The organism is Mycolicibacterium neoaurum, assembly GCF_036946495.1.
GTDB classification, from domain to species: Bacteria; Actinomycetota; Actinomycetes; order Mycobacteriales; family Mycobacteriaceae; genus Mycobacterium; species Mycobacterium neoaurum_B.
In genome coordinates this window covers 3743705-3765929 of sequence record NZ_JAQIIX010000002.1, presented here as the reverse complement: position 1 = coordinate 3765929, position 22225 = coordinate 3743705, and the positions used below count along the sequence as shown (strand labels likewise).

Annotated in this window: 23 protein-coding genes and 2 tRNA genes; 12 read left to right on the top strand and 13 right to left on the bottom strand. The window is 66.2% G+C overall.

The features are described 5' to 3' along the window. Positions 1-42 precede the first annotated feature (42 nt). Positions 43-237: a 50S ribosomal protein L28 gene (gene rpmB / locus PGN27_RS23490; RefSeq protein ID WP_030135717.1), complete on the top strand. Its 195-nt coding sequence runs from the start codon at positions 43-45 to the stop codon at positions 235-237. 81 nt (positions 238-318) lie between these two features. Here rpmB and PGN27_RS23485 read toward each other — a convergent pair whose 3' ends face one another. Next, complete coding sequence (locus tag PGN27_RS23485) at positions 319-1002, bottom strand: uracil-DNA glycosylase (RefSeq protein WP_335328271.1); 684 nt, start codon at positions 1000-1002, stop codon at positions 319-321. A gap of 27 nt (positions 1003-1029) precedes the next feature. Then, positions 1030-1971 carry a thiamine-phosphate kinase gene (locus PGN27_RS23480; RefSeq protein WP_335328270.1) on the bottom strand — a complete coding sequence of 314 codons (942 nt, stop codon included), beginning with the start codon at positions 1969-1971 and terminating at the stop codon, positions 1030-1032. Positions 1972-2068: 97 nt separating this feature from the next. Here PGN27_RS23480 and PGN27_RS23475 point away from each other — a divergent pair, with 97 nt between their 5' ends. Further along, positions 2069-2311 (top strand): Lrp/AsnC ligand binding domain-containing protein, encoded by a 243-nt coding sequence (locus tag PGN27_RS23475; RefSeq protein WP_335328269.1) that lies wholly within the window; start codon positions 2069-2071, stop codon positions 2309-2311. A 10-nt stretch (positions 2312-2321) separates the two neighbouring features. After that, positions 2322-2864 (top strand): DUF3515 domain-containing protein, encoded by a 543-nt coding sequence (locus PGN27_RS23470; protein WP_335328268.1) that lies wholly within the window; start codon positions 2322-2324, stop codon positions 2862-2864. On the opposite strand, the gene PGN27_RS23465 is transcribed toward PGN27_RS23470, so the two are convergent. From PGN27_RS23465 to PGN27_RS23455, 3 genes are read right to left on the bottom strand one after another with little or no spacing between them, the layout of a single operon-like run. After that, positions 2865-3962 carry a D-alanine--D-alanine ligase family protein gene (locus tag PGN27_RS23465; protein WP_335328267.1) on the bottom strand — a complete coding sequence of 366 codons (1098 nt, stop codon included), beginning with the start codon at positions 3960-3962 and terminating at the stop codon, positions 2865-2867. A 40-nt stretch (positions 3963-4002) separates the two neighbouring features. Then, positions 4003-5100 (bottom strand): cystathionine gamma-lyase, encoded by a 1098-nt coding sequence (locus tag PGN27_RS23460; RefSeq protein ID WP_335328266.1) that lies wholly within the window; start codon positions 5098-5100, stop codon positions 4003-4005. A 7-nt stretch (positions 5101-5107) separates the two neighbouring features. Then, positions 5108-6106, bottom strand: coding sequence for an NAD(P)H-dependent glycerol-3-phosphate dehydrogenase (locus PGN27_RS23455; protein WP_335328265.1), 999 nt, complete (start codon positions 6104-6106; stop codon positions 5108-5110). Positions 6107-6149: 43 nt separating this feature from the next. Here PGN27_RS23455 and cofC point away from each other — a divergent pair, with 43 nt between their 5' ends. The 3 genes from cofC to mutT1 are packed head-to-tail and all read left to right on the top strand — an operon-like array spanning position 6150 to position 9972. Continuing rightward, complete coding sequence (gene cofC, locus PGN27_RS23450; protein WP_335328264.1) at positions 6150-6809, top strand: 2-phospho-L-lactate guanylyltransferase; 660 nt, start codon at positions 6150-6152, stop codon at positions 6807-6809. A 44-nt stretch (positions 6810-6853) separates the two neighbouring features. Beyond that, positions 6854-9019 (top strand): RNA degradosome polyphosphate kinase, encoded by a 2166-nt coding sequence (locus PGN27_RS23445; RefSeq protein WP_335328263.1) that lies wholly within the window; start codon positions 6854-6856, stop codon positions 9017-9019. A 38-nt stretch (positions 9020-9057) separates the two neighbouring features. After that, entirely contained in the window at positions 9058-9972 is a 915-nt protein-coding gene (mutT1, locus tag PGN27_RS23440; protein WP_335328262.1) for an 8-oxo-(d)GTP phosphatase MutT1, read from the top strand. A 72-nt stretch (positions 9973-10044) separates the two neighbouring features. On the opposite strand, the gene PGN27_RS23435 is transcribed toward mutT1, so the two are convergent. The 3 genes from PGN27_RS23435 to leuC form a co-directional block, all read right to left on the bottom strand. Beyond that, a complete protein-coding gene (locus PGN27_RS23435; protein WP_241472585.1) occupies positions 10045-10707 on the bottom strand; it encodes an HU family DNA-binding protein in 663 nt (220 codons plus the stop codon). A 203-nt stretch (positions 10708-10910) separates the two neighbouring features. Further along, positions 10911-11504 carry a 3-isopropylmalate dehydratase small subunit gene (gene leuD, locus PGN27_RS23430; protein ID WP_030135729.1) on the bottom strand — a complete coding sequence of 198 codons (594 nt, stop codon included), beginning with the start codon at positions 11502-11504 and terminating at the stop codon, positions 10911-10913. A gap of 12 nt (positions 11505-11516) precedes the next feature. After that, positions 11517-12974, bottom strand: a complete 1458-nt coding sequence (gene leuC / locus PGN27_RS23425; RefSeq protein WP_335328261.1) for a 3-isopropylmalate dehydratase large subunit — start codon at positions 12972-12974, stop codon at positions 11517-11519. 76 nt (positions 12975-13050) lie between these two features. Here leuC and PGN27_RS23420 point away from each other — a divergent pair, with 76 nt between their 5' ends. The 3 genes from PGN27_RS23420 (at position 13051) to PGN27_RS23410 (ending at position 16353) form a co-directional block, all read left to right on the top strand. Further along, positions 13051-13752: an IclR family transcriptional regulator gene (locus tag PGN27_RS23420; RefSeq protein ID WP_335328260.1), complete on the top strand. Its 702-nt coding sequence runs from the start codon at positions 13051-13053 to the stop codon at positions 13750-13752. Positions 13753-13858: 106 nt separating this feature from the next. Further along, positions 13859-15127, top strand: a complete 1269-nt coding sequence (locus PGN27_RS23415) for a DUF1800 domain-containing protein (protein ID WP_335328835.1) — start codon at positions 13859-13861, stop codon at positions 15125-15127. A 20-nt stretch (positions 15128-15147) separates the two neighbouring features. Further along, positions 15148-16353, top strand: a complete 1206-nt coding sequence (locus PGN27_RS23410; RefSeq protein ID WP_335328259.1) for a DUF1501 domain-containing protein — start codon at positions 15148-15150, stop codon at positions 16351-16353. A gap of 72 nt (positions 16354-16425) precedes the next feature. On the opposite strand, the gene PGN27_RS23405 is transcribed toward PGN27_RS23410, so the two are convergent. The 4 genes from PGN27_RS23405 to PGN27_RS23390 all read right to left on the bottom strand — a co-directional run bounded on the left by PGN27_RS23405 (position 16426) and on the right by PGN27_RS23390 (position 18994). Next, positions 16426-16498: transfer RNA gene (locus tag PGN27_RS23405), tRNA-Glu, on the bottom strand. Between the two features lie 63 nt (positions 16499-16561). Next, positions 16562-16633, bottom strand: a tRNA-Gln gene (locus PGN27_RS23400). 117 nt (positions 16634-16750) lie between these two features. Further along, positions 16751-18208, bottom strand: a complete 1458-nt coding sequence (gltX, locus tag PGN27_RS23395) for a glutamate--tRNA ligase (protein ID WP_418888639.1) — start codon at positions 18206-18208, stop codon at positions 16751-16753. 3 nt (positions 18209-18211) lie between these two features. Continuing rightward, complete coding sequence (locus PGN27_RS23390) at positions 18212-18994, bottom strand: fumarylacetoacetate hydrolase family protein (protein WP_141869412.1); 783 nt, start codon at positions 18992-18994, stop codon at positions 18212-18214. A gap of 108 nt (positions 18995-19102) precedes the next feature. On the opposite strand from PGN27_RS23390, the gene PGN27_RS23385 reads away from it, so the two are divergent. The 3 genes from PGN27_RS23385 to ahpD all read left to right on the top strand — a co-directional run bounded on the left by PGN27_RS23385 (position 19103) and on the right by ahpD (position 21573). Further along, positions 19103-20305, top strand: coding sequence for an MFS transporter (locus PGN27_RS23385; RefSeq protein ID WP_418888638.1), 1203 nt, complete (start codon positions 19103-19105; stop codon positions 20303-20305). Positions 20306-20446: 141 nt separating this feature from the next. Continuing rightward, the gene (locus PGN27_RS23380) at positions 20447-21034 is read left to right on the top strand and encodes a peroxiredoxin (RefSeq protein WP_335328257.1); all 588 of its coding nucleotides are present in this window, start codon (positions 20447-20449) and stop codon (positions 21032-21034) included. 2 nt (positions 21035-21036) lie between these two features. After that, positions 21037-21573 (top strand): alkyl hydroperoxide reductase AhpD, encoded by a 537-nt coding sequence (ahpD, locus tag PGN27_RS23375; RefSeq protein WP_335328256.1) that lies wholly within the window; start codon positions 21037-21039, stop codon positions 21571-21573. A 37-nt stretch (positions 21574-21610) separates the two neighbouring features. Here ahpD and PGN27_RS23370 read toward each other — a convergent pair whose 3' ends face one another. Further along, complete coding sequence (locus tag PGN27_RS23370) at positions 21611-22204, bottom strand: hypothetical protein (protein ID WP_335328255.1); 594 nt, start codon at positions 22202-22204, stop codon at positions 21611-21613. Positions 22205-22225 lie beyond the last annotated feature (21 nt).

The following is a 22225-nucleotide window of genomic DNA, read 5'->3' as shown; positions in this document are numbered from 1 at the left end:
GGTCGTTGACCCATCAAGTACTGATTACGAGGAGTTCTACACATGGCTGCCGTGTGCGATGTCTGCGGAAAGGGCCCCGGCTTCGGTAAGTCGGTTTCACACTCCCATCGCCGGACCAGTCGTCGGTGGAACCCGAACATCCAGTCGGTGCGCGCCGTGGCGCGTCCGGGTGGCAACAAGCAGCGCGTGAACGTCTGCACCTCCTGCCTGAAGGCCGGCAAGGTCACCCGCGGCTAGTTCCGCACCCCCCCTGTCGATCCATCGTCCCATCGCGTCCTCGACGCGGTGGGACGATGTCGTGTCTGCACCACACCGTCGCTAGGGAAGTCGCCAGTCCACCGGATCGGCGCCCAGTTGGGTCAGCAGCTCGTTGGTGCGACTGAACGGTTTCGAGCCGAAGAACCCGCGTGACGCCGACAGCGGTGACGGATGCACCGATTCGATGACCCCGCAGCCACCCTCGACGAGCAGTGGCTTCAACGTGCCCGCGTCACGGCCCCACAGAATCGCCACCAGCGGCTGCGGCCGCGCCACCAACGCCCGGATGGCACATTCGGTGACCGCCTCCCAGCCCTTCCCGCGATGAGAAGCCGGTGCGCCGGGACGCACCGTCAGCACCCTGTTCAGCAGCATCACGCCTTGTTCGGCCCACGGGCTCAGATCCCCGGTGGCGGGTACCGGATAACCGAGATCAGCACCGTACTCGGTGAAGATGTTCACCAGGCTGCGCGGGACCGGTCGGACATCGGGTGCCACCGAGAAACTCAGGCCCACGGCGTGCCCCGGCGTCGGGTACGGGTCCTGGCCCACGATGAGCACCCGAACCGCGTCGAACGGAAAGGTGAACGCCCGCAAGACGTTCTCCCCCGGCGGAAGGTACTGATGGCCGGCGGCCAGTTCGGCACGCAGGAAATCTCCGAGTTCGGTCACCTTCGGGGCCACCGGCTCGAGCGCACGCGCCCAACCGGGTTCGACCAGATCTGTCAGCGGGCGCGGTGTCACGAGGCCCAAAACTAGCGGGTCTGTTCCTCAGTAGGACTGCCAGCCCGCACTTGCATGCCACGGCAGGCCGTCGACCGACAGCGTCGGCGGGCCGTCTGTCGTCTCACCGATGACACGCCAGCCCGCCGGCACGGGTCCGTCGAAGATCGCGGCCAGGGCGTGTTCCTCACCGCCGCCGAGCACCCATTCCCAACCGTCCTGGCCGACCGACACCGCCGCGGCCGCAAGCCGGTCGTGATCGGTGCGCAGCAACTCCCGCGACAACGCGATACCCACACCGGATGCTGCGGCGATATGGCCCAGATCCGCCAACAGCCCGTCGGAGACATCGGTCATCGCGGTGGCACCCGCTTCGGCGGCCACCCGTCCCTGTCCATAAGGTGGCCGCGGCACGAGATGCGCACCCCTCAGCTCGCGATGGTCATCGATACCATTGCGCCACAACGCATATCCGGCCGCGGAGGTGCCGAGATCGCCGATCACCGCCACCGCCTGTCCCGGGTTCGCGGTATCTCGTCGCACCGGCTTCCGGCCGTCGAGGTCGCCCAGTGCGGTGACCGAGATCACCCAGAGCGGCGCGCTGACCAGGTCGCCACCGGCGATACCACCACCGCACCGCTGCGCCTCCTCCCACATGCCGTCGGAGAGTTCCTGTGCGGCAGCGGCCGGCGTCTCCGGCGGAGCGGCGAACGCGACCACGAACGCCGTCGGTACTGCACCCATCGCTTCGATATCGGCGGCGTTCTGCGCGATCGCCTTGCGGCCGATGTCGTGTGGCCGCGACCAGTCCAGCCGGAAGTGCCGATCCTGCACCAGCATGTCGGTGCTCACCGCGGTCGCGCCGTGTAAGACAGCGGCATCGTCGCCGGGACCCAGCGTGACCGCGGGTGGCTGGCGCCGGTCGGCGACCAGCCGGTCGATCACCCCGAACTCGCCGACCTGTGCCAGAGTCGGCCCGTTGTCGGTCATCTCACCGTCCTGCCTGAAGTTCAGCGCCCTGTTCCACGGCGTCACCTGCGGTACGTTTGTTGCCTGCTTGAGTCTAGGGAAACGGAGGGCCACGGCCGTGGTGGAGGCGTTCATGCTGATACAGACCGAGGTGGGTCGCGCCGAGGTCGTCGCCAAGCAGCTGATCGGTCTGAGCGGGGTGATCTCGGCCGAGTACGTCACCGGTCCGTATGACGTGGTGGCGCGCATCGGCGCCGACAGCCACGACGAGCTGCAGCGCGGTGTGGTCGACCGGGTCCAACAAGTGGCCGGGATCACCCGGACGCTGACCTGTCCGATCGCCGCGGGTGGACAGCCATAGAGTTACCGCTGTGAGTGACTCCGATGACCACGACGGCCCGCCCCGCTCGCTGATCATCGCCGCCGTGGGTGTCGCCGTCGCCGCCGTGATCGTGCTGCTGACCTTCGCGGCCACCAGACAGGCCGCGCCGGAGGAGAAGCCGGTGGCGATCGCCGCGGCGCCGGCACCGCAGGCCGAGTCCGACGAGTGCACCGCCCTGATGGAGGCGTTGCCAGAACAGCTCGGCGACTACCGGCGCGCCGAGGCCGTCGAACCGGTGCCTGCAGGCGCGGCGGCATGGCGTGCCGAACCGTCGGAGGATCCGGTCATCATGCGGTGCGGCCTGGAACGACCGGTCGACTTCCGGGTCGGCACACCGGTGCAGGTGGTCGACGAGGTGCAGTGGTTCGAGGTCAGCCAGGACGGGGTCAGCACCTGGTTCGCCGTCGATCGCGCCACCTATGTCGCGTTGACCCTGCCGTCGGGCTCGGGTCCGACGCCGATCCAGCTCATCTCCAAGGCGATAGCGCGGACCATGCCCGCCCAGCAGCCGGATCCGGCTCCGGCGCGCTGATCAGCGCAGGCCGGTGCCGCGCGCGACCGCGGTCTCGACCATGGTCGCCAGCAGTGTCGGGTAATCCAGCCCGCTGGCCGCCCACATCCGCGGATACATCGAGATGGTGGTGAAGCCCGGCATCGTGTTGATCTCGTTGATCACCGGACCGTCCTCGGTGAGGAAGAAGTCCACTCGCGCCAGCCCCTGACAGTCGATGGCCCGAAACGCTCTGATGGCCAGCGCGCGCAGGGTCTCGGCCACATCGTCGTCGACCTTGGCCGGCACGTCGAGCTCGGCAGCATCCTCCAGATATTTGGTGGCGAAGTCGTAGAAGGTGTCCTCACGATCGCGCACGCCGGCGACCCGGATCTCACCGATCTCACTGGCCTCGACGCGGCCGTCGGGGAATTCGAGTACACCGCATTCGACCTCGCGGCCGATGATCGCCGCCTCGACGATCACCTTCGGATCGTGACGGCGCGCCTCGGCGATGGCCTCGGGCAATTGATCCCATGCCGTCACCCGGCTCACCCCGATCGACGAGCCTCCGCGGGCGGGCTTCACGAAGACCGGAAGGCCAAGTCGCTCACGATCATCGAGGCTGACGGTCTGATGATGCGGCCGCAGCACGACGTGGTCGCCGATCGGCAAGCCGTCGGCGACGAGAAGCTTCTTGGTGAATTCCTTGTCCATCCCGGTGGCGCTGGCCAGCACACCGGCCCCGACGTAGGGCACACCGGCGAGTTCGAGCAGGCCCTGGATGGTGCCGTCCTCGCCGTAGGGGCCATGCAGTACCGGAAAGACGACGTCGACGGCGGCCAACACGGCACCGGCCCCCTCGCCGAGGGACAACAGCTCACCGCGGCGCACCGGGTCCGCGGTCAACGCGAGCGCAGTACCGTCGGCAACGGCGGGCAACTGGCCACCGGTGATGGCCAACGTCTCGGGCCTGCCGTCGGTCAGCACCCACGAACCATCCGGAGTGATGCCGACGGCGACCACCTCGAAACGCTCGGGATCGAGATTACGCAGGATGCTGCCTGCGGAAACACAGGAAATCCCGTGCTCGGAGCTGCGTCCGCCATAGACGACGGCGACTCGGGTACGGGCACTCACAACCTGCAGAGGCTACCGGCTCCCGGTCCGGCCCGGCGTCTCAGGTGAGCGCGCGCTCGATGTCGGCGACGATATCGTCGGTGTCCTCGATGCCCAGCGAGATGCGGGCGAAGCCGTCACCGACCGGATCGCCCCAGCGGGCCCGCCGATCCACGCAGGTGTGCAGTCCCCCGAAACTCGTCGCGGACACCAGAAGCTCGCTGCGGTCGACCAGACCGTGGACGGCGGCAGCGTCAGCCAACTCCACCGACACCAGAGACCCGAATCGCCGCATCTGCTCGACGGCGATGGCGTGCGACGGATCGTCGGACAGGCCCGGATAGCGCACGGAACGCACCGCCGGATGATCGCGCAGCATCAGCGCGACGGCCTGGGCATTGCGGCACTGCCGGTCGATGCGCAGTCCCGCGCTGCCCAAACTGCGCAACGCCAACCATGCCTCGAAGGCCCCGAGCACCGGGCCGGCGAGCAACCGGTCACGCTCGATCCTCGCCATCAGCTCGGGATGGCAGCCCGCGACATACCCGGCCAGCAGGTCGCTGTGTCCGGACAGCGCCTTGGTGGCGCTGGCGACGACGAGGTCGGCACCCAGCGACAACGGCTGCAGCCCGAACGGTGTGGCGGCGGTGTTGTCGACGACCAGCGTGGCGCCGCGGGCCCGGCAGATGGCCGCCAGTCGATGCAGGTCCACAACGTCGAGCGTCGGGTTGACCGGGGTTTCGGCCAGCACGACATCGGCGCGGTCCGCCGCATCGCACATCTGCGCGGCGGTGGCTTCGATGACCGTGACCCCGTGCGGGGCAAGGTATTCCGCGGCGTAGCGGCGCACCTGGTAGTAGCCGTCGGCCGGTACCACCAGGGTCGTCTGGGGCATGGCGAGCACCCGCAGGACGGCGCTGATCGCTCCCATGCCGGAACCGAAGGTCAGCGCCCAGGTCGCACCTTCGAGCACGGCGAGCCCCGATTCCAGGCCGCGCCACGTCGGATTCGACGCCCGTCCATAGGTATCCAGGGGTGCCGACTCGTCCACCGACAGGTGGTATGCCGAGGCCGGTACCGGCACCGGGGCCACTGGCGAACCTGGAATCCCTTGGTGCCCAACGGCTTTGATGCTGCGAGTGGAGTCTCCGTAATCCATTGCCGTCCTACTCGGGTTTGGTGCTGCGGCCCAACAACAACATCACGGCCTGTTCCACCGACAGACCCTGATGACACACCCGGTAGACCGCGTCGGTCAATGGCATCTCGACGTCATAGCTGGAGGCCAGGGCGAGCACCGACTGGCACGAGGTCGCCCCCTCGGCGACATGACCTTGCACTGCCTGCAGTGCCGACTCCGTCGAACCGCCCCGCCCCAACCGCTCTCCGAAACTTCGGTTCCGGGACTGCGGCGAGGTGCAGGTGGCCACCAGATCGCCGACGCCGGCCAATCCGGCCAGCGTTGCATCTTTGGCGCCCAACGCGATTCCCAGGCGCATGATCTCGGCCAATCCCCTTGTGATGATCGCCGCGGAGGTGTTCTCGCCGAGCCCGGCACCGGCAGCCATCCCACAGGCGAGCGCGATGACGTTCTTGCAGGCGCCGCCGATCTCGGCACCGACCACATCGGAGTTGGTGTAGGGACGGAAGTACGCCGTCGACAGGGCCCGCTGCAGAGCGACCGCGCGACCGGAATCGGCACACGCCACCACGGTCGCGGCCGGTTGTTCGTCGGCGACCTCCTTGGCCAGGTTCGGCCCGGTCACCACCGCCACGCGGGAGGGATCCGCGCCGGTCACCGCGATGATCACCTGGCTCATCCGCATCAGGGAATCCAACTCGATCCCCTTGGCCAGACTCACCAGCGTCGCATCGTCACCGATCAGATGTCTCCAGTCGGTGAGATTTGTGCGCAATGTCTGCGATGGCACCCCGAGCAACACCGTGCACGCCCCGTCGAGAGCTTCGGCCGGATCACCGGTGGCCCTGATCGAACTGGGCAAAGCCACATCCCCGAGATAGTCCGGGTTGCGATGCGTCGCATTGATGTGCGCGGCCAATTCAGGGCGCCTGGTCCACAACCGAACCCCGTTGCCCGCGTCTGCCAGCACCTTGGCCAGCGCTGTTCCCCATGCACCGGCACCCATCACCGCGGCTTCGACCACGACTCAACCCTAGTCGCTGATGTGAAGCTGGCAGGATGGCGGTATGAATGTCGCCGGCGCGGGGTCGCAGGTCGCCGTGGTGATCGCGGTGAAGCGTCTGGCCGCGGCCAAGACTCGCCTGGCTCCGGTGCTGCCTGCCGACGCTCGCGAACAGTTGGTGCTGGCAATGCTGACCGACACCGTGCATGCCGCCGCCGCGGTACCCGCGGTGAGCCTCGTCACCGTCGTCACCCCCGACCACGCCGCCGCCGCTGCCGCGCGTGAACTGGGTGCCGCCGCGGTCGCCGACCCGACCCCGGCCGACCATCCCGATCCGCTGAACAACGCGCTCGCCGCGGCTGAGGCGGCCATCGGGGCGTCCAATATCGTTGTCCTTCAGGGCGATCTTCCCGCTCTGCGATCCGCCGAACTGTCCGAGGCGATCGAGCTGGCACGCCGGCACCGACGGAGTTTCGTCGGTGACCGGCACGGCACCGGAACGGCCGCCCTGTTCGCCTTCGGTGTCCCGCTCGATCCGCGCTTCGGAGCGGAATCCACGCGCCACCATGCCGATTCGGGCGCCCACGAACTGCGCGGCGACTGGCCGGGATTGCGGTGCGATATCGACACCCCGGACGACCTGACGGCGGCGCTGGCGCTCGGGGTCGGCCCGGCCACCAGACTGGTCGTCGGCGGGCTGTGCCCCACCGGTTGCCAGAGCTGACCGCACTACTGGAATGAGCGATGTGGATAGGCGATGATCGAACAATGACCGAAGTCGAGACATCAGCAGCCGATCGCACGATCGCCGAAACTCCCGACTCGGCGCCCGACGCGCCACCGGCGGCGTCGGCCGCAGCGATCGACGACAGCCTGCCCGAGGACCGCTATCTCAATCGCGAGCTGAGCTGGCTGGACTTCAACGCTCGGGTGCTTGCGCTGGCGGCCGACAACTCGCTGCCCCTGCTGGAACGCGCCAAGTTCCTGGCCATCTTCTCGTCGAATCTCGACGAGTTCTACATGGTGCGGGTCGCGGGGTTGAAGCGACGCGATGAGATGGGCCTCTCGGTGCGCTCCGCCGACGGTCTGTCCCCGCGCGAACAGTTGCGCCGGATCGGGGAACGCACCCAGCAGATCGCCAACAGGCACGCCCAGGTCTTTCTCGAAGCGGTGCGACCGGCACTGGCCGAGAAGGGAATAGTCATCGTCAGCTGGGCGGACCTTGGTGAGGATGAGCGGGCCACGCTGTCCACGTACTTCCACGAGCAGGTGTTCCCGGTCCTCACCCCGCTCGCCGTCGACCCGGCCCATCCCTTTCCCTTCGTCAGCGGCCTGAGCCTCAATCTTGCGATCACCGTCCGCCAGCCCGATGACGGCACGCAGCACTTCGCCCGAATCAAGGTGCCCGACAACGTCGACCGCTTCGTCGAATTACCACGGCATGTCGATGCCGACGGCGCGCAGGGGCCCATCCGGTTCCTACCTCTCGAGGAATTGATCGGCGCGTTTCTCTCGGTGCTGTTCCCCGGCCTGGACATCGTGGAGCAGCACGCGTTCCGGATCACCCGCAACGCCGATTTCGAGGTGGCCGAGGATCGGGACGAAGACCTGTTGCAGGCGTTGGAGCGTGAGCTGGCGCGCAGGCGCTTCGGTTCGCCGGTCCGCCTCGAGGTCGCCGACGATATGACCGAGAACATGCTCGAGCTGTTGCTGCGGGAGCTCGACGTGCATCCCGGTGACGTGATCGAGGTGCCGGGACTGCTGGACCTTTCGTCACTGTGGCAGATCTACGGTGTCGACCGCCCCGACCTGAAGGACCGTCCGTTCGTCCCTGCCACGCCTGCGGCATTCGGCGAGCGTGAGACTCCCAAGAGCATCTTCTCGACGCTGCGCGACGGTGACGTGATGGTGCACCACCCCTACGACTCGTTCTCCACCACGGTGCAACGATTCATCGAGCAGGCTGCGGCCGATCCGAACGTGCTGGCCATCAAGCAGACGCTGTACCGGACGTCCGGCGACTCACCGATCGTCAATGCCCTCATCGATGCGGCCGAGGCAGGCAAGCAGGTCGTGGCGCTGGTGGAGATCAAGGCGCGCTTCGACGAACAGGCCAACATCAAGTGGGCCCGTGCCTTGGAGCAGGCGGGTGTCCACGTGGTCTATGGCTTGATCGGCCTGAAAACACACTGCAAGACAGCTCTTGTGGTGCGCCGAGAGGGTTCGACCATCCGTCGCTACTGCCATATCGGAACCGGAAACTACAACCCGAAAACTGCACGGTTGTATGAAGATGTGGGGCTGCTGACGGCCTCCCCCGATATCGGTGCTGATCTGACCGATCTGTTCAACTCGCTCACCGGCTACTCCCGCAAGGTTGCTTATCGCAATCTGTTGGTGGCACCGCACAGTGTGCGCAAGGGAATCATCCGGCGAATCGAGCAGGAGACAGCGGCACATCAGGAGAACAGCCGGGGCCAAATTCGGCTGAAGGCCAACGCGTTGGTCGACGAGCAGGTGATCGATGCCCTGTACCGCGCCTCACAGGCCGGTGTCCGGGTCGAGGTGGTGGTGCGCGGAATCTGCGCGCTGCGCCCCGGCCAGCCCGGCCTCTCGGAGAACATCGTGGTGCGGTCCATTCTGGGCCGGTTCCTGGAGCACTCGCGAATTATTCATTTCCGCGCCATCAACGAGTTCTGGATCGGCAGTGCCGACATGATGCATCGTAATCTGGACCGTCGCGTGGAAGTGATGGCACAGGTGAAGGATCCGCGGTTGACCGCACAGTTGGACGACATGCTCGAGTCCACCATGGATCCGGCGACCCGGTGCTGGGAGCTCCAAGCCGACGGTCGCTGGATCGCGCTGCCGCTGCCCGGGCAGACGGTGCGGGATCACCAGGTGGAGCTCATGGCCAGACATCGTTCGCCGTGACAGGAAACCCCCGATGATGACCACGTATAGGAGTTGATGTGTCGGACGCCCCGACCCGCCGCACAAAGAAGACAGTCCACGCGGCGGGCGCGGTGTTGTGGCGGGAGCGCGCCGGGCACACCGAGGTGGCGGTGGTACACCGTCCGCGGTACGACGATTGGTCCCTGCCCAAGGGAAAGGTCGACCCCGGTGAGACCCACCCGGTCACCGCGGTGCGCGAGATCGGTGAGGAGACCGGTTACGCCGCACGGCTAGGACGGCGGCTGTCGGTGATCACCTATCCGATCGGGGATGCCACCAAGCGGGTCGTGTACTGGGCGGCCGAAGCCGTCGACGGCGAGTTCCGCGCCGCCGACGAAGTCGACGAGATGCTCTGGTTACCTCCCAAACAGGCGCTCAAACACCTGCAGTACCCCGCCGATCGCAAAGTGCTGCGCCGGTTCACCAAAGCGCCGCACGATACCGAGACGGTACTGATCGTGCGGCACGGCCGTGCGGGGTCGCGCTCGAAGTTCAAGGGTGATGACCGCAAGCGCCCCTTGGACAAGCACGGCCGCGCGCAGGCGGAATCGCTGGTGGCGCAACTTCTTGCATTCGGGGCCACCGCGGTGCATGCCGCGCCACGGGTGCGCTGCAGCCAGACGGTCGAACCGCTGGCTCAGGAGTTGGGCGTCGGGATCGAGTCGGAACCCGCCTTCACCGAGGAGGCCTACGCCGACGATCGCAAGGCGGCTCGGCACCGACTGCTCGATATCGCGGGCGCCGGAGGTGTTCCGGTGATCTGCACGCAGGGAGCGGTCATACCCGATCTCATCAGCTGGTGGTGTGACCGTGGCGACGTGCGTCCGGACAAGTCGCGAAACCGAAAGGGCAGCACATGGGTGTTGTCCTCGGTCGCGGGCAAGCCCATTGCGGCCGACCATCTGGGGAGTCCGCTGGGCATTCCCGACTGAGATTCGCTGCGCACGGCAAAAGCACCCCAAACCGCGTGGTTTGGGGCGCTTTTGCAGTACGAGAGTTCCGACTTAGCGGCGGCCGCGCTTCGCGGGAGCCTTCTTGGCCGGAGCCTTCTTGGCCGGAGCCTTGGCGGCGGTGGCCTTCTTGGCCGGAGCCGCCTTCTTGGCCGGAGCCGCCTTCTTGGCAGCGGGTGCAGCCTTCTTCGCGGCGGTGGTCTTCTTGGCCGGTGCCGCCTTCTTGACCGCGGTGGCCTTCTTGGCCGGAGCCGCCTTCTTGACCGCGGTGGCCTTCTTGGCCGGAGCCGCCTTCTTGGCCGGAGCCGCCTTCTTGGCTGCAGGTGCGGCCTTCTTCACCGCGGCACGCTTGGCCGGAGCGGCCTTCTTGGCGGCACCGCGCTTGGCCGGAGCCGCCGCGACACCACGCTTGACGGCGGGGCCGTCGGCCGGGAGACGCTGCGCGCCAGAAACAACCGCCTTGAACTGCGCTCCGGGACGGAAGGCCGGAACCGACGTCGGCTTGACCTTCACCGTCTCACCCGTGCGCGGGTTACGAGCGACACGGGCAGCGCGACGACGCTGCTCGAAAACACCGAAACCGGTGATGGTGACGCTCTCGCCCTTGTGCACGGCACGGACGATGGTGTCGACGATGTTCTCAACCGCGGCAGTAGCCTGTCGACGATCGGTGCCCAACTTGGTTGTGAGTGCGTCGATGAGCTCTGCTTTGTTCATGCAAACCCTCCGAAGTCCAGTGGTCCGCTTTGGACCGACTAGAGGACACGGTAAACCCATTTGCTGCATATTTCCAAGAGCCACGCACAGTTTCAGCGGTAGCTGAGAGAAATTCGGCAATCCGATTGGCCCACTTGGGTAGTGGTACCGGCGTTCGAGAAAGCGGTTGCCGGGCCATATTTGAGGGCCCGGCAACCGCGAATTCAGGCCGGCAGAGTGCGGGGTTTGAAGCTCGGCCGACGCTGCTCGAAGGCCGTGATTTCATCCTGTTTCCGCAGCGTAAGGCCTATATCGTCGAGACCTTCCAGCAGCCGCCATGCGGTGTAGTCATCAATAGTGAACGGCACCATGACCGTTCCAGCCGTGATGGTTCGATCTTGAAGATTCACAGTGATTTCCAGGCCCGGATTCTGCTCGATCAGCTTCCACAGAAGTTCGACATCATCCTGAGAGACCTGAGCCGCCAACAGTCCCGCTTTTCCGGAGTTGCCCCGGAAGATATCGGCGAACCGGGGCGAGATGACGACCCGGAAGCCGTAATCCATCAGCGCCCAGACGGCGTGCTCGCGGGATGAGCCGGTACCGAAATCCGGACCCGCGACCAAGACCGAACCCTTGTCGAATGGGGCGAGATTGAGGATGAAGGACGGATCATTGCGCCAGGCGGCGAACAAACCGTCCTCGAAACCCGTTCGGGTGACGCGCTTCAAATAGACCGCAGGAATGATCTGGTCGGTGTCCACATTGGACCGGCGCAACGGGACGCCGATGCCGGTATGGGTCTGGAATGCCTGCATGTCCTGGTACTCCTAGCGCTTGGCGGAAATCGGGGCCAGATCGGCCGGCGACGACAGGGTTCCACGCACCGCGGTGGCGGCGGCCACCGCGGGTGAGACCAGATGGGTGCGACCACCCTTGCCTTGCCTGCCCTCGAAATTGCGGTTGGACGTCGATGCACACCGCTCGCCCGGGGCGAGCGTGTCCGGGTTCATCCCCAGACACATCGAGCAGCCGGCCTGTCGCCATTCGGCGCCGGCTGCGACGAAGATCTCACCGAGGCCCTCGGATTCGGCCTGCTGCCGCACGCGCATCGAGCCCGGAACGACGAGCATCCGCACGCCATCGGCCAACGTGCGGCCGTCCAGGATCTCGGCAACCACGCGCAGGTCCTCGATGCGCCCATTGGTGCACGAGCCGACGAAGACGGCGTCGACCGGGATATCCCGCATCGGTGTGCCCGGCCGAAGGTCCATATAGGCCAAGGCTTTCTCGGCGGCCTGACGCTCATCGTCGCTGAGCATCATCTCGGGATCCGGGACGTCGGCGGACAGCGGGACGCCCTGTCCGGGGTTGGTGCCCCAGGTGACGAACGGACTCAACGAACTCGCGTCCAGGTACACCTCGGTGTCGAACTCGGCTCCGTCGTCGGTGCGCAACTGCCGCCAGGCGGCCACCGCGGCATCCCAGTCCGCACCGGTCGGGGCGTGCGGCCGTCCCTTCAGGAACTCGAATGTGGTGTCGTCCGGAGCCACCATCCCGGCGCGCGCTCCTGCTTCGATACTCATGTTGCAGATCGTCATCCGGCCTTCCATGGACAGCGATTCGATGGCGCTCCCCCGGTATTCGATGACGTGCCCCTGACCGCCCCCGGTTCCGATCTTGGCGATCACCGCCAAGATGATGTCCTTTGCGCTGACACCCGGGGGCAGTTCGCCGTCGACATTGACGGCCATCGTCTTGAACGGCTTGAGGGCCAATGTCTGCGTCGCCATGACGTGTTCGACCTCGGAGGTGCCGATACCCATCGCGATCGATCCGAATGCCCCATGGGTCGAGGTGTGACTGTCACCGCAGACGATCGTCATTCCCGGTTGGGTGAGGCCCAACTGCGGGCCGATGATGTGCACGATGCCCTGCTCGGAATCGCCCATCGGGTGCAACCGTATTCCGAACTCCGCACAGTTCCGGCGCAAGGTTTCGACCTGGGTGCGCGAGATCGGATCGGCGATCGGCTTGTCGATGTCGACCGTCGGAACATTGTGATCCTCGGTGGCGATGGTCAGGTCGGGCCTGCGCACCGGCCGCCCGGCCAGGCGCAGACCGTCGAACGCCTGTGGGCTGGTCACCTCGTGCACGAGGTGCAGGTCGATGTAGATCAGGTCCGGCTCCTTGGCCGCACCCTCACCGGCACCGTGGACCACGATGTGGTCTTCCCAGACTTTTTCGGCCAGGGTACGAGGCCGCGAACTCGACTGCGTCTGCTCCATGGATATCTCTATTCGGCTCGGGCGTACCGCCGTGACGGGCTGGCAATCTCACGATGCGGAACGCTAGTATCTCCCTGTGAGACAGGATAGCGGTATCGGCGTGCTCGACAAAGCGGTGGGAGTACTGCACACCGTGGCCGAGTCTCCCTGCGGCCTGGCCGAACTGTGCGAACGCACCGGACTGCCGCGGGCCACCGCCCACCGGCTGGCCGCCGGGCTGGAGGTGCACCGGTTGTTGGCCCGGGACAACGAGGGACGCTGGCGGCTGGGCCCGGCACTGACCGAACTTGCCGGACAGGTCAACGATCCCTTGCTGGCCGCCGGCGCCGCCGTGCTGCCCCGGCTGCGCGAACTGACCGGCGAGAGCGTGCAGTTGTATCGCAGGGAAGGCAATTCACGGGTCTGCGTGGCATCCCTTGAGCCGCCCGTCGGATTACGCGACACGGTCCCCGTCGGCACCCGGCTGCCGATGACGGCCGGCTCCGGCGCCAAAGTACTGCTGGCCTACAGCGATCCGGCGTCGCAACAGGCGATCCTGCCCGCCGCCAAGTTCAGTGAGCGAACCCTGGCCGAGGTCCGCAAACGTGGCTGGGCGCAGAGCGCGGCCGAGCGCGAGAGCGGTGTCGCGAGCGTGTCGGCCCCGGTGCGCGACGGCCGCGGTGCCGTCATCGCCGCCATCTCCGTCTCGGGCCCTATCGACCGGATGGGCCGCCGCCCGGGCGCTCGCTGGGCGGCCGACCTGGTGGCCGCGTCCGAGGCACTCACCCGCCGGCTCTAGCAAACTCGTCACCGTCCGTTTATCGTTTACCCAGTAGCGCATATCCGCGCCGGGGGAGGTCTGGACCACGGGTTCACAATCACTGCAATGGCAGGCTGCCGCGCGACTGTTGCGGCGGTCGGGTTTCGGCACCACCGGGCGGGCGGTCGACGCCGTGGTCGGCAAGGATCGGGCACGGTATCTCGACGAGATACTCGGGTTGGATCCGGCTGCCGACCCGGGGGCGGTTGCGACGCCGATGGGCTCGTACTCGACCCCGGCGCTACCGGCCAGCGAAGCAGCCACCGCCTCCTTTGTCAGCAGCATGCTGGCCCAGATGCAGGATCTGTCCGGCTGGTGGATCCGTCGGATGGTCGCGGTGCGCGAGCCGGTGCACGAGAAGCTGACCTTCGTCTGGCACAACCATTTCGCCACCTCCGCGGAGAAGGTGGTGGCCGCCGAATTCATGGCCGCCCAGAACCAGACGTTGCGTACCCATACGCTCGGCGACTTCCGCGATCTCGCCTACGCCATGCTGACCGATTCGGCGATGTTGCGGTGGCTGGACGGACTGGGAAACACCAAAGAGGCGCCGAACGAGAACCTCTCCCGCGAATTCATGGAGCTGTTCACCCTCGGCCATGACAGTGGCTACACCGAACGCGATGTACGCGAGGGGTCTCGGGCACTCACCGGTCGCTTCGACACCCTGGGCAATGGCACGGTGCTCGTCAGCGAACATCACGACAGTGGGACCAAGACCGTCCTGGGGACCACCGGGACGCTCGGAGACACCGAGTTCTGCGATATCGTGCTGCGCCATCCCGCCTCGGCCCGATTCGTCACATCGAAACTGTGGCGGCTGCTGGCCTCCGACGACAACCCCAGCCGCGCGACATCTGACCGACTGGTGGCCGCCTACGGGCCCGGCCGCAACCTCAAGGCCTTGACCAAGGCCATCTTCTCCGACCCCGAGTTCTACGACGCGGCGGGCACCGCCGTGGTGACCCCGGTCGATTGGTTGATCGGCATGCTGCGCTCGCTGTCGGTACCGCTGGATGGCCCACAAACCCTGACCGCCTGCGATGTGGTCCTCAAGGTGATGGGCCAACGCCCGTTCGCACCACCGGATGTCGATGGGTGGCCGCAGGGCCGGGTGTGGCTATCCAATACGAGTGCGGCCGCCCGGGTCTGGGCGGCCGACCGTTTCGTCCCGTTGGGCGACTACTCCCCCGTACAGGATGCGCCCACCGGCGATCGCATCGACGCCGTGGGCTATCTGCTCGGTATCGGCGCATGGTCCGACACCACCGCCGCTGCCCTGCGGCCGCTGGTCGGTAACCCGCAACGACTGGTCGTGGCGGCCGTCAACTCACCCGAATACCTGACGGTGTAGTGGAGTTCGGAGGATCAACGGTGGGCGATATCAACAGGCGCAAGTTCCTCCTTGCCAGTGCCGGTGCAGCCGGACTGGCCGCGGCGGCGGGTGCGGCGGTCACCCTGCCGCAGATGTTCGAGCGCGCACAGGTTGCGCCGATGCCCGCCGATACCGGAATCCTGGTGATCCTGACCCTCTACGGCGGCAACGACGGCCTCAACACGGTCATCCCCTACACCGATGGTGCGTACTACGACGCGAGACCGGAGTTGGCTTTTGCACCGAGCACCGCGATCGATCTCGACGGCGTGGTCGGGCTCAACCCCGCGCTCGGCGGACTCGCCGAGTCGTGGAACGCGAACAATCTCGCGATCGTCCGGGGCGTCGGATACCCCAAGCAGGACCGCAGCCATTTCCGCTCGATGGATATCTGGCAGACCGCCTCGCCCGACGACCCGACCGCGACCGGATGGATCGGACGGTGGCTGGACACCACCGGCGATGATCCGCTGCGCGCGGTCAATATCGGCACCGTGCTGCCGCCCATGGCGATCGGCCAGAACCGCACGGCAGCAGGGCTTTCCCCGACCATCCCCAAGATGCCGACCGATATCTCCAGCGTCCTCGATGCGATGAGCGCCCCCGATACCAAGGACACCGCGGCCATGGCCGCGGTCCGCGCCGACTACCAGGCCTATCGGGTCACCGATGAGACGTTCCGCGGCTTCACCGACAGCCCGCTGCCCACCACGGCCGCCACCGATCTCGGCAAGCAACTCGCCGACGATCTGGAGCTGGTCGCCCAGTGCGTGCGCGCCGGTGTCCCGACCAAGGTCTACATGGTGTCCCTTGGCGGATTCGACACCCACGCCAACGAGAGAAACGACCAGCAGCGTCTCCTCGCCGCCCTCAACGATGCCCTGGTGCCGTTCCTCAAACAGATGCGTAACAGTGCCTATGGCCGTCGGGTGGTGACGATGATCTATTCGGAGTTCGGCCGGCGCGTCGCCGCGAACGCCACCCAGGGCACCGATCATGGCACCTCGGGTCCGGTCCTGATCGTTGGTGAACCCGTGCGCGGCGGTTTCTACGGCGATGCGCCGAGTCTGACCGATCTCCAGGACGGCGACCTCAAGACCACCACCGATTTCCGAGACGTGTATCACGAATTGCTCGACAAGACACTCGGTGCGGATCCAGAACCCTCGGTCGGGGCCGGCCGCAAGGCCATCGGCTTTCTCTGAGTGCGCAATCGCCGCCGGGCACGCGAGCCAGAAACAAAAGAAGTCCCAGGATTTCTCCTGGGACTTCATCTGTACCCCCGATGGGATTCGAACCCACGCTACCGCCGTGAGAGGGCGGCGTCCTAGGCCGCTAGACGACGGGGGCTAGAACATCTTCCGGACGGTCAGCATAGCTCAGGAGCTTGTACCAACCTAATCGCCCGGACAGCTGGGGTACCAGGACTCGAACCTAGAATGGCTGAACCAGAATCAGCTGTGTTGCCAATTACACCATACCCCATTTGATGCCCATCCCTGCAGGTCAGGACATCTTCGGCATCGATGACCACCGCGTGAGGATCGCTCCGTTGTGGTTATCGGGCCGACGAGCAGACTACCAAAGATTTCGGACCACTTTTCACACCCGGTCCCTGACGGCCCGCAACCGAGCCATGCTGCGCTCACGACCGAGCAGTTCCATGGACTCGAACAGCGGCGGGCTGACGGTGGCTCCGGTGATCGCCACCCGCAGCGGACCGAAGGCCTTACGTGGTTTGAGCTCCAGTTGCTCCAGCAGCGATGCCTTGAGCGCTTCCTCGATCGCCGCGGTGGTCCATTCGGACAACGGCTCCAGCGCCGCCACCGCGGCGTCCAGCACGGCGGTAGCCTCCGGCTTGAGCTCCTTGGCCGCTGCCTTCTCGTCGATGACATAGCTCGCGTCGTCGAAGAACTTCAACAGTTCCCACGCATCGCCGAGCACCACGATGCGGGTCTGCACCAACGCCGCGGCCTCGGCGAAGGCAGCCTCGGTGAGGCCGGTGTCGTGCCCGTGGGCGGCGAGGTAGGCGCGCAACCGGGCGGTGAAATCCTGCGGCGCCAGCAGCCGGATGTGCTCGGCGTTGATCGCGTCGGCCTTCTTCTGGTCGAAGCGGGCCGGGTTGGAGTTCACATTCACCACGTCGAACGCGGCGACCATCTCGTCGAGGCTGAACAGATCGCGGTCGTCGGCGATCCCCCAGCCCAGCAACGCAAGATAGTTCAGCAGTCCCTCGGGGATGAATCCGCGATCCCGGTGCAGGAACAGATTGGACTGCGGATCACGCTTGGACAGCTTCTTGTTACCGTCACCCAGAACGCTTGGCAGATGCGCGAATTCGGGTACGAAGTCGGTCACCCCGACCCGGATCAGCGCCTGATAGAGCGCCAATTGCCGGGGCGTTGACGGCAGCAGATCCTCTCCCCGCAGCACATGGGTGATCTTCATCAGGGCATCGTCGACCGGGTTGACCAAGGTGTACAACGGATCCCCACTGGCGCGCGTGATCGCGAAATCGGGAACCACACCGGCGGCGAAGGTCGTCTCGCCGCGCACCAGGTCGGTCCAGGACAGGTCGGCGTCGGGCATCCGCAGGCGCAGCACCGGCTTACGCCCCTGCGCCTCGAACTCGGCTCGCTGGGCATCGGTGAGGTCGCGATCGTGATTGTCGTAGCCGAGCTTGGGATTACGACCGGCGGCCAGATGGCGGGCCTCCACCTCCTCGGGAGTGGAATAGGCCGGGTACACCTCGCCGGCGTCGAGCAGTTTGGCGATCACCTCGCGGTAGATCTCTGACCGTCCGGACTGCCGATACGGCCCGTACGGTCCGCCCACCTCGGGACCTTCATCCCAGTCCATGCCGAGCCAGCGCAGCGCGTCGAGGATGGCCTCGTAACTCTCTTGGCTGTCGCGCGCGGCATCGGTGTCCTCGATGCGGAAGACGAATGTGCCGCCGGTGTGGCGCGCGTAGGCCCAGTTGAACAGTGCGGTCCGCACCAACCCGACGTGCGGTGTACCGGTCGGCGACGGACAGAAACGTACCCGGACGGGCTGGTTCATCAGCTACTTTCCTTTCCGGACAACGGGATTGGTCAGGGTGCCGATACCCTCGACGGTGATGCTGACGGTGTCGCCGTCTTCGATCGGCCCGACCCCCTCGGGTGTTCCGGTCAGGATCAGGTCACCGGGCAGCAGCGTCATGACCGCGGAGACCCACTCGACGATGGCGCCGACATCATGCAGCAGCAGCGCGGTGTTGCTGTCCTGCCGCACGGTGCCGTTGACCTCGGTGCGGATGTCCAGCCCAGAGGGATCGACATCGGTTTCGATCCACGGCCCGACCGGACAGAAGGTGTCGTGACCCTTGGCCCGCATCCATTGGCCGTCCTTCTTCTGCTGATCGCGCGCGGACACATCGTTGGCGATGGTGTAGCCGAGGATGTAGTCGGCGGCCTTCGCGGCCGGGACGTCCTTGCACGGCCGCTCGATGACGATGACCAGCTCACCCTCATGGTGGACCGGATGCGCGTCAGCGGGCAGCTGGATCGCCACATTGGGACCGATGATGGCCGTGTTGGGCTTGAGGAAGATCACCGGATCCTCGGGCGCCTCACCACCCATCTCGCGGGCGTGGGCCGCATAGTTCTTGCCCATGCAGACCACCTTCGATGCCAGGATCGGCGCCAGCAGACGGACGTCGGCCAGCGGCCAGCTGCGCCCGGTGAAGGTCGGATTGCGGGAGAGGTACTGCTCGGCGACCTCTCTGCACACCGCACTGTGTGTCGAGTCACCTTCGATGACCACGAAGGCGACCCCATCCGGACTGGCAATTCGACCTAGACGCATGTGTCCAGCCTAATGAGCGGCCCCGATGCCCATCCAGTCGGGACGGCCCACATCCCATGTCTCAAATAATGAGAAACAAGTTCAACATAATGGGATTGGCGTGGCAGCATGATCACCATGGCCACGACGATCAGCACCGCCCGCCGATGGTCGATGCTGGTGATCGCACTATTGGCCACCACGTTCGCCAATGTGTTCATCAATGGCGTGGCGTTCCTGATTCCCACGCTGCACGACCAACGCGGGCTCGACCTCGCCTCCGCCGGACTGTTGTCCGCGATGCCCAGCTTCGGGCTGGTGCTGACCCTGATCGCCTGGGGTTGGCTGGTGGACAGGGTGGGCGAGCGAATCGTGCTGACGATCGGGTCGGCACTGACGGCGATTTTCGCCTTCTGTGCGGCCTCGGCAGATTCGCTATGGGCCATGGGGGTATTCCTGCTGCTCGGCGGAATGGCCGCCGCGAGCAGCAATTCCGCGAGCGGACGCGTGGTGGTCGGATGGTTTCCGCCGGAGCAGCGCGGATTGGCCATGGGGATCCGGCAGACCGCGACGCCACTGGGGGTCGGACTGGGCGCCCTGGTCATTCCGCGCATCGCCGAAAGCCACGGGGTGTCGACGGCACTGTTGTTCCCCGCCGTGGTGTGCGTCGCGTCGGCGCTGATCTGCGCGGTCGGCGTGCTCGATCCACCCCGGCCGCCCCGGTCGGAGGCGCCCCGGGAGCATCTGGCCAACCCGTACCGTAAGTCCTCGGTACTGGTGCGGATTCACGCCGTGTCGGTATTGCTGGTCGTTCCACAGGGTTTCGTGTGGACATTCATGCTCGTCTGGCTGATGACCGACCGCGACTGGTCGGCCGGCTCCGCGGGTGCTCTGGTGACCGTCGCCCAGATACTCGGCGCGGGCGGGCGCATCGCGGCAGGCAGGTGGTCCGACGTCATCGGGTCCCGGCTGCGACCGATCCGCTACATCGCCGCCGCGGCGTCGGCGACCATGGCACTGCTGGCACTGACCGACGCGCTGGGTTCGCCGCTGAGCGTTGCGCTCATGGTGTTCGCCTCATTGGTGACGGTGTCCGATAACGGATTGGCGTTCACCGCGATCGCCGAGATTGCCGGCCCGTTCTGGAGCGGCCGCGCCCTGGGCACCCAGAACACCAGCCAGCACCTGGCCACCGCACTGGCTTCCCCCGTGTTCGGTGCGCTGATCGCGGTGGCGGGCTTTCCGGTGGCGTTCGCTGTCTGCGCGCTGTTCCCCGTGGCCGCCTTTCCGTTGGTCCCCACCACCAACGACAAGCCCAGCCTCGCGAAATAGCACATCTACAAAGAAGTTTGGGCACTCCCCTGGCCCTGTTGGCTGTGTCGACCATCACCCATGGCGGACTTGTCGTCCCGCGTCGCTACGGGCCAGAATGGTCAGTGCACATTGGAATTATTCCAGATTAAGGAGTGTTCGATGCCCTTGCTGACAATCGGCGACCAATTCCCCGCATACGACCTGACCGCGGTCATCGGCGGCGACCTGAGCAAGGTGGATGCCAAGCAGCCCGACGACTACTTCACCCGGGTCACCAGCTCCGACCACGAGGGTAAGTGGCGAATCGTGTTCTTCTGGCCCAAGGACTTCACTTTCGTCTGCCCGACCGAGATTGCCGCCTTCGGCAAGCTCAACGACGAGTTCGAGGACCGCGAGGCCAAGGTGCTCGGCGTGTCGGTCGACAACGAGTTCGTGCACTTCCAGTGGCGCGCACAGCACGACGAACTCAAGAAGCTCCCGTTCCCGATGGTGTCGGACCTCAAGCGTGAACTGTCCACGGCCACCGGCGTGCTCAACGCCGACGGGGTGGCCGACCGGGCCACCTTCATCGTCGATCCCAACAACGAGATCCAGTTCGTGTCGGTGACGGCAGGCTCGGTGGGGCGCAACGTCGACGAAGTGCTGCGCGTACTCGACGCCCTGCAGTCCGACGAGCTGTGCGCCTGCAACTGGCGCAAGGGTGACCCGACGATCGATGCCGGCGAACTCCTGGCAGAGGCGGTCTGAGCATGAGTCTGGACAACATCAAGGAAGCACTTCCGGAATACGCCAAGGATCTCAAGCTCAATCTGGGCAGCATCGCCCGGACCACCGAGCTCACCGAGCAGCAGCTCTGGGGGGCCTTCGTGGCCACCGCGGCGGCAACCAAATCGGAGCGTCTGCTGCGCGAGATCGCCGAAGACGCGCTCGACATCCTTTCCGGGGAGGCCTACAACGCCGCACTCGGTGCGGCCGCGGTGATGGGCATGAACAACGTCTTCTACCGCACGAAGGGCCAGCTCGATGGTCGCTACGATGATCTGCGCGCGGGCCTGCGGATGAACATCATCGCCAATCCCGGTGTGGCCAAGGAAGATTTCGAGCTGTGGTCGTTGGCCGTATCGGCGATCAACGGCTGTGGCCACTGCCTGTCGGCACATGAGACCGTGCTGCGCGACGCAGGCGTCGAGCGCACCGCCATCTTCGAGGCCATCCGGTTGGCCTCGATCGTCTCCGGCGTCGCCCAAGCGCTCTCGACGGCCGACATCCTGGCCGGCGTCTCTTAAGCCGCTCCGCGCGCGAGCAGACGGAAACTCCCTCTTTTCAGCCAGAAAAGGGGGAGTTTCTGTCTGCTCGCCGGGCTTCTGGCGGCAACAACGCCGCGGTGAGAAAGCACAACGCGCCGACGAAGGTGCCCAGATTGGCAAGCCAGGCATCGGCGGTCACCCCGGTCGTCGTGACGAATGCCCCCGCCGCCGAAACCCCGAACGCGACGCAGCCGACCAGGTTGACCCAACTCACCTGCCAGTCCAGGGATTTCGGGGCCCACCACCCGACCGTGACGACCGCCAGGACCCCACTGATCAGGAAGGCCGCCGACCCGGCCGCATCCGGAGCCCAGACATCGTGTCGTTCGGCGTGGATGGTGTGCACCGCGACCGCGGCTCCGGTGCTTAGGTTGAACAGCACGGTCCCGATGAACTGGATTGCCGCCGACCACCATCCGATCCCGGGGTCGGACAGGCGCAGTTGCATCCAGGCCGCCGTCGTGAAGAACCAGGATCCGACGAAACACAACACATTCGACGCGCCCGCACCCGCCAGCGTCGAGAACCCGGGCACGGTGGCGACGGCGAAGCACGTCGAACCGACCGCGAACAACCGGCACTGCCGGCTCAGTGTCGCGAAACCGGCCACCCGGACTGCCTTTCGGCGCGG

Coding starts and splice junctions, on each gene's coding strand:
- PGN27_RS23445 (WP_335328263.1), top strand. CDS start 6,854: ATGACCGAAGTCGAGACATCAGCAGCCGATCGCACGATCGCCGAAACT.
- ahpD (WP_335328256.1), top strand. CDS start 21,037: ATGAGTCTGGACAACATCAAGGAAGCACTTCCGGAATACGCCAAGGAT.
- rpmB (WP_030135717.1), top strand. CDS start 43: ATGGCTGCCGTGTGCGATGTCTGCGGAAAGGGCCCCGGCTTCGGTAAG.
- gltX (WP_418888639.1), bottom strand. CDS start 18,208: ATGAACCAGCCCGTCCGGGTACGTTTCTGTCCGTCGCCGACCGGTACA.
- leuC (WP_335328261.1), bottom strand. CDS start 12,974: ATGGAGCAGACGCAGTCGAGTTCGCGGCCTCGTACCCTGGCCGAAAAA.
- PGN27_RS23480 (WP_335328270.1), bottom strand. CDS start 1,971: ATGACCGACAACGGGCCGACTCTGGCACAGGTCGGCGAGTTCGGGGTG.
- leuD (WP_030135729.1), bottom strand. CDS start 11,504: ATGCAGGCATTCCAGACCCATACCGGCATCGGCGTCCCGTTGCGCCGG.
- PGN27_RS23380 (WP_335328257.1), top strand. CDS start 20,447: ATGCCCTTGCTGACAATCGGCGACCAATTCCCCGCATACGACCTGACC.
- cofC (WP_335328264.1), top strand. CDS start 6,150: ATGAATGTCGCCGGCGCGGGGTCGCAGGTCGCCGTGGTGATCGCGGTG.
- PGN27_RS23460 (WP_335328266.1), bottom strand. CDS start 5,100: ATGGATTACGGAGACTCCACTCGCAGCATCAAAGCCGTTGGGCACCAA.
- PGN27_RS23435 (WP_241472585.1), bottom strand. CDS start 10,707: ATGAACAAAGCAGAGCTCATCGACGCACTCACAACCAAGTTGGGCACC.
- PGN27_RS23390 (WP_141869412.1), bottom strand. CDS start 18,994: ATGCGTCTAGGTCGAATTGCCAGTCCGGATGGGGTCGCCTTCGTGGTC.
- PGN27_RS23385 (WP_418888638.1), top strand. CDS start 19,103: ATGATCACCATGGCCACGACGATCAGCACCGCCCGCCGATGGTCGATG.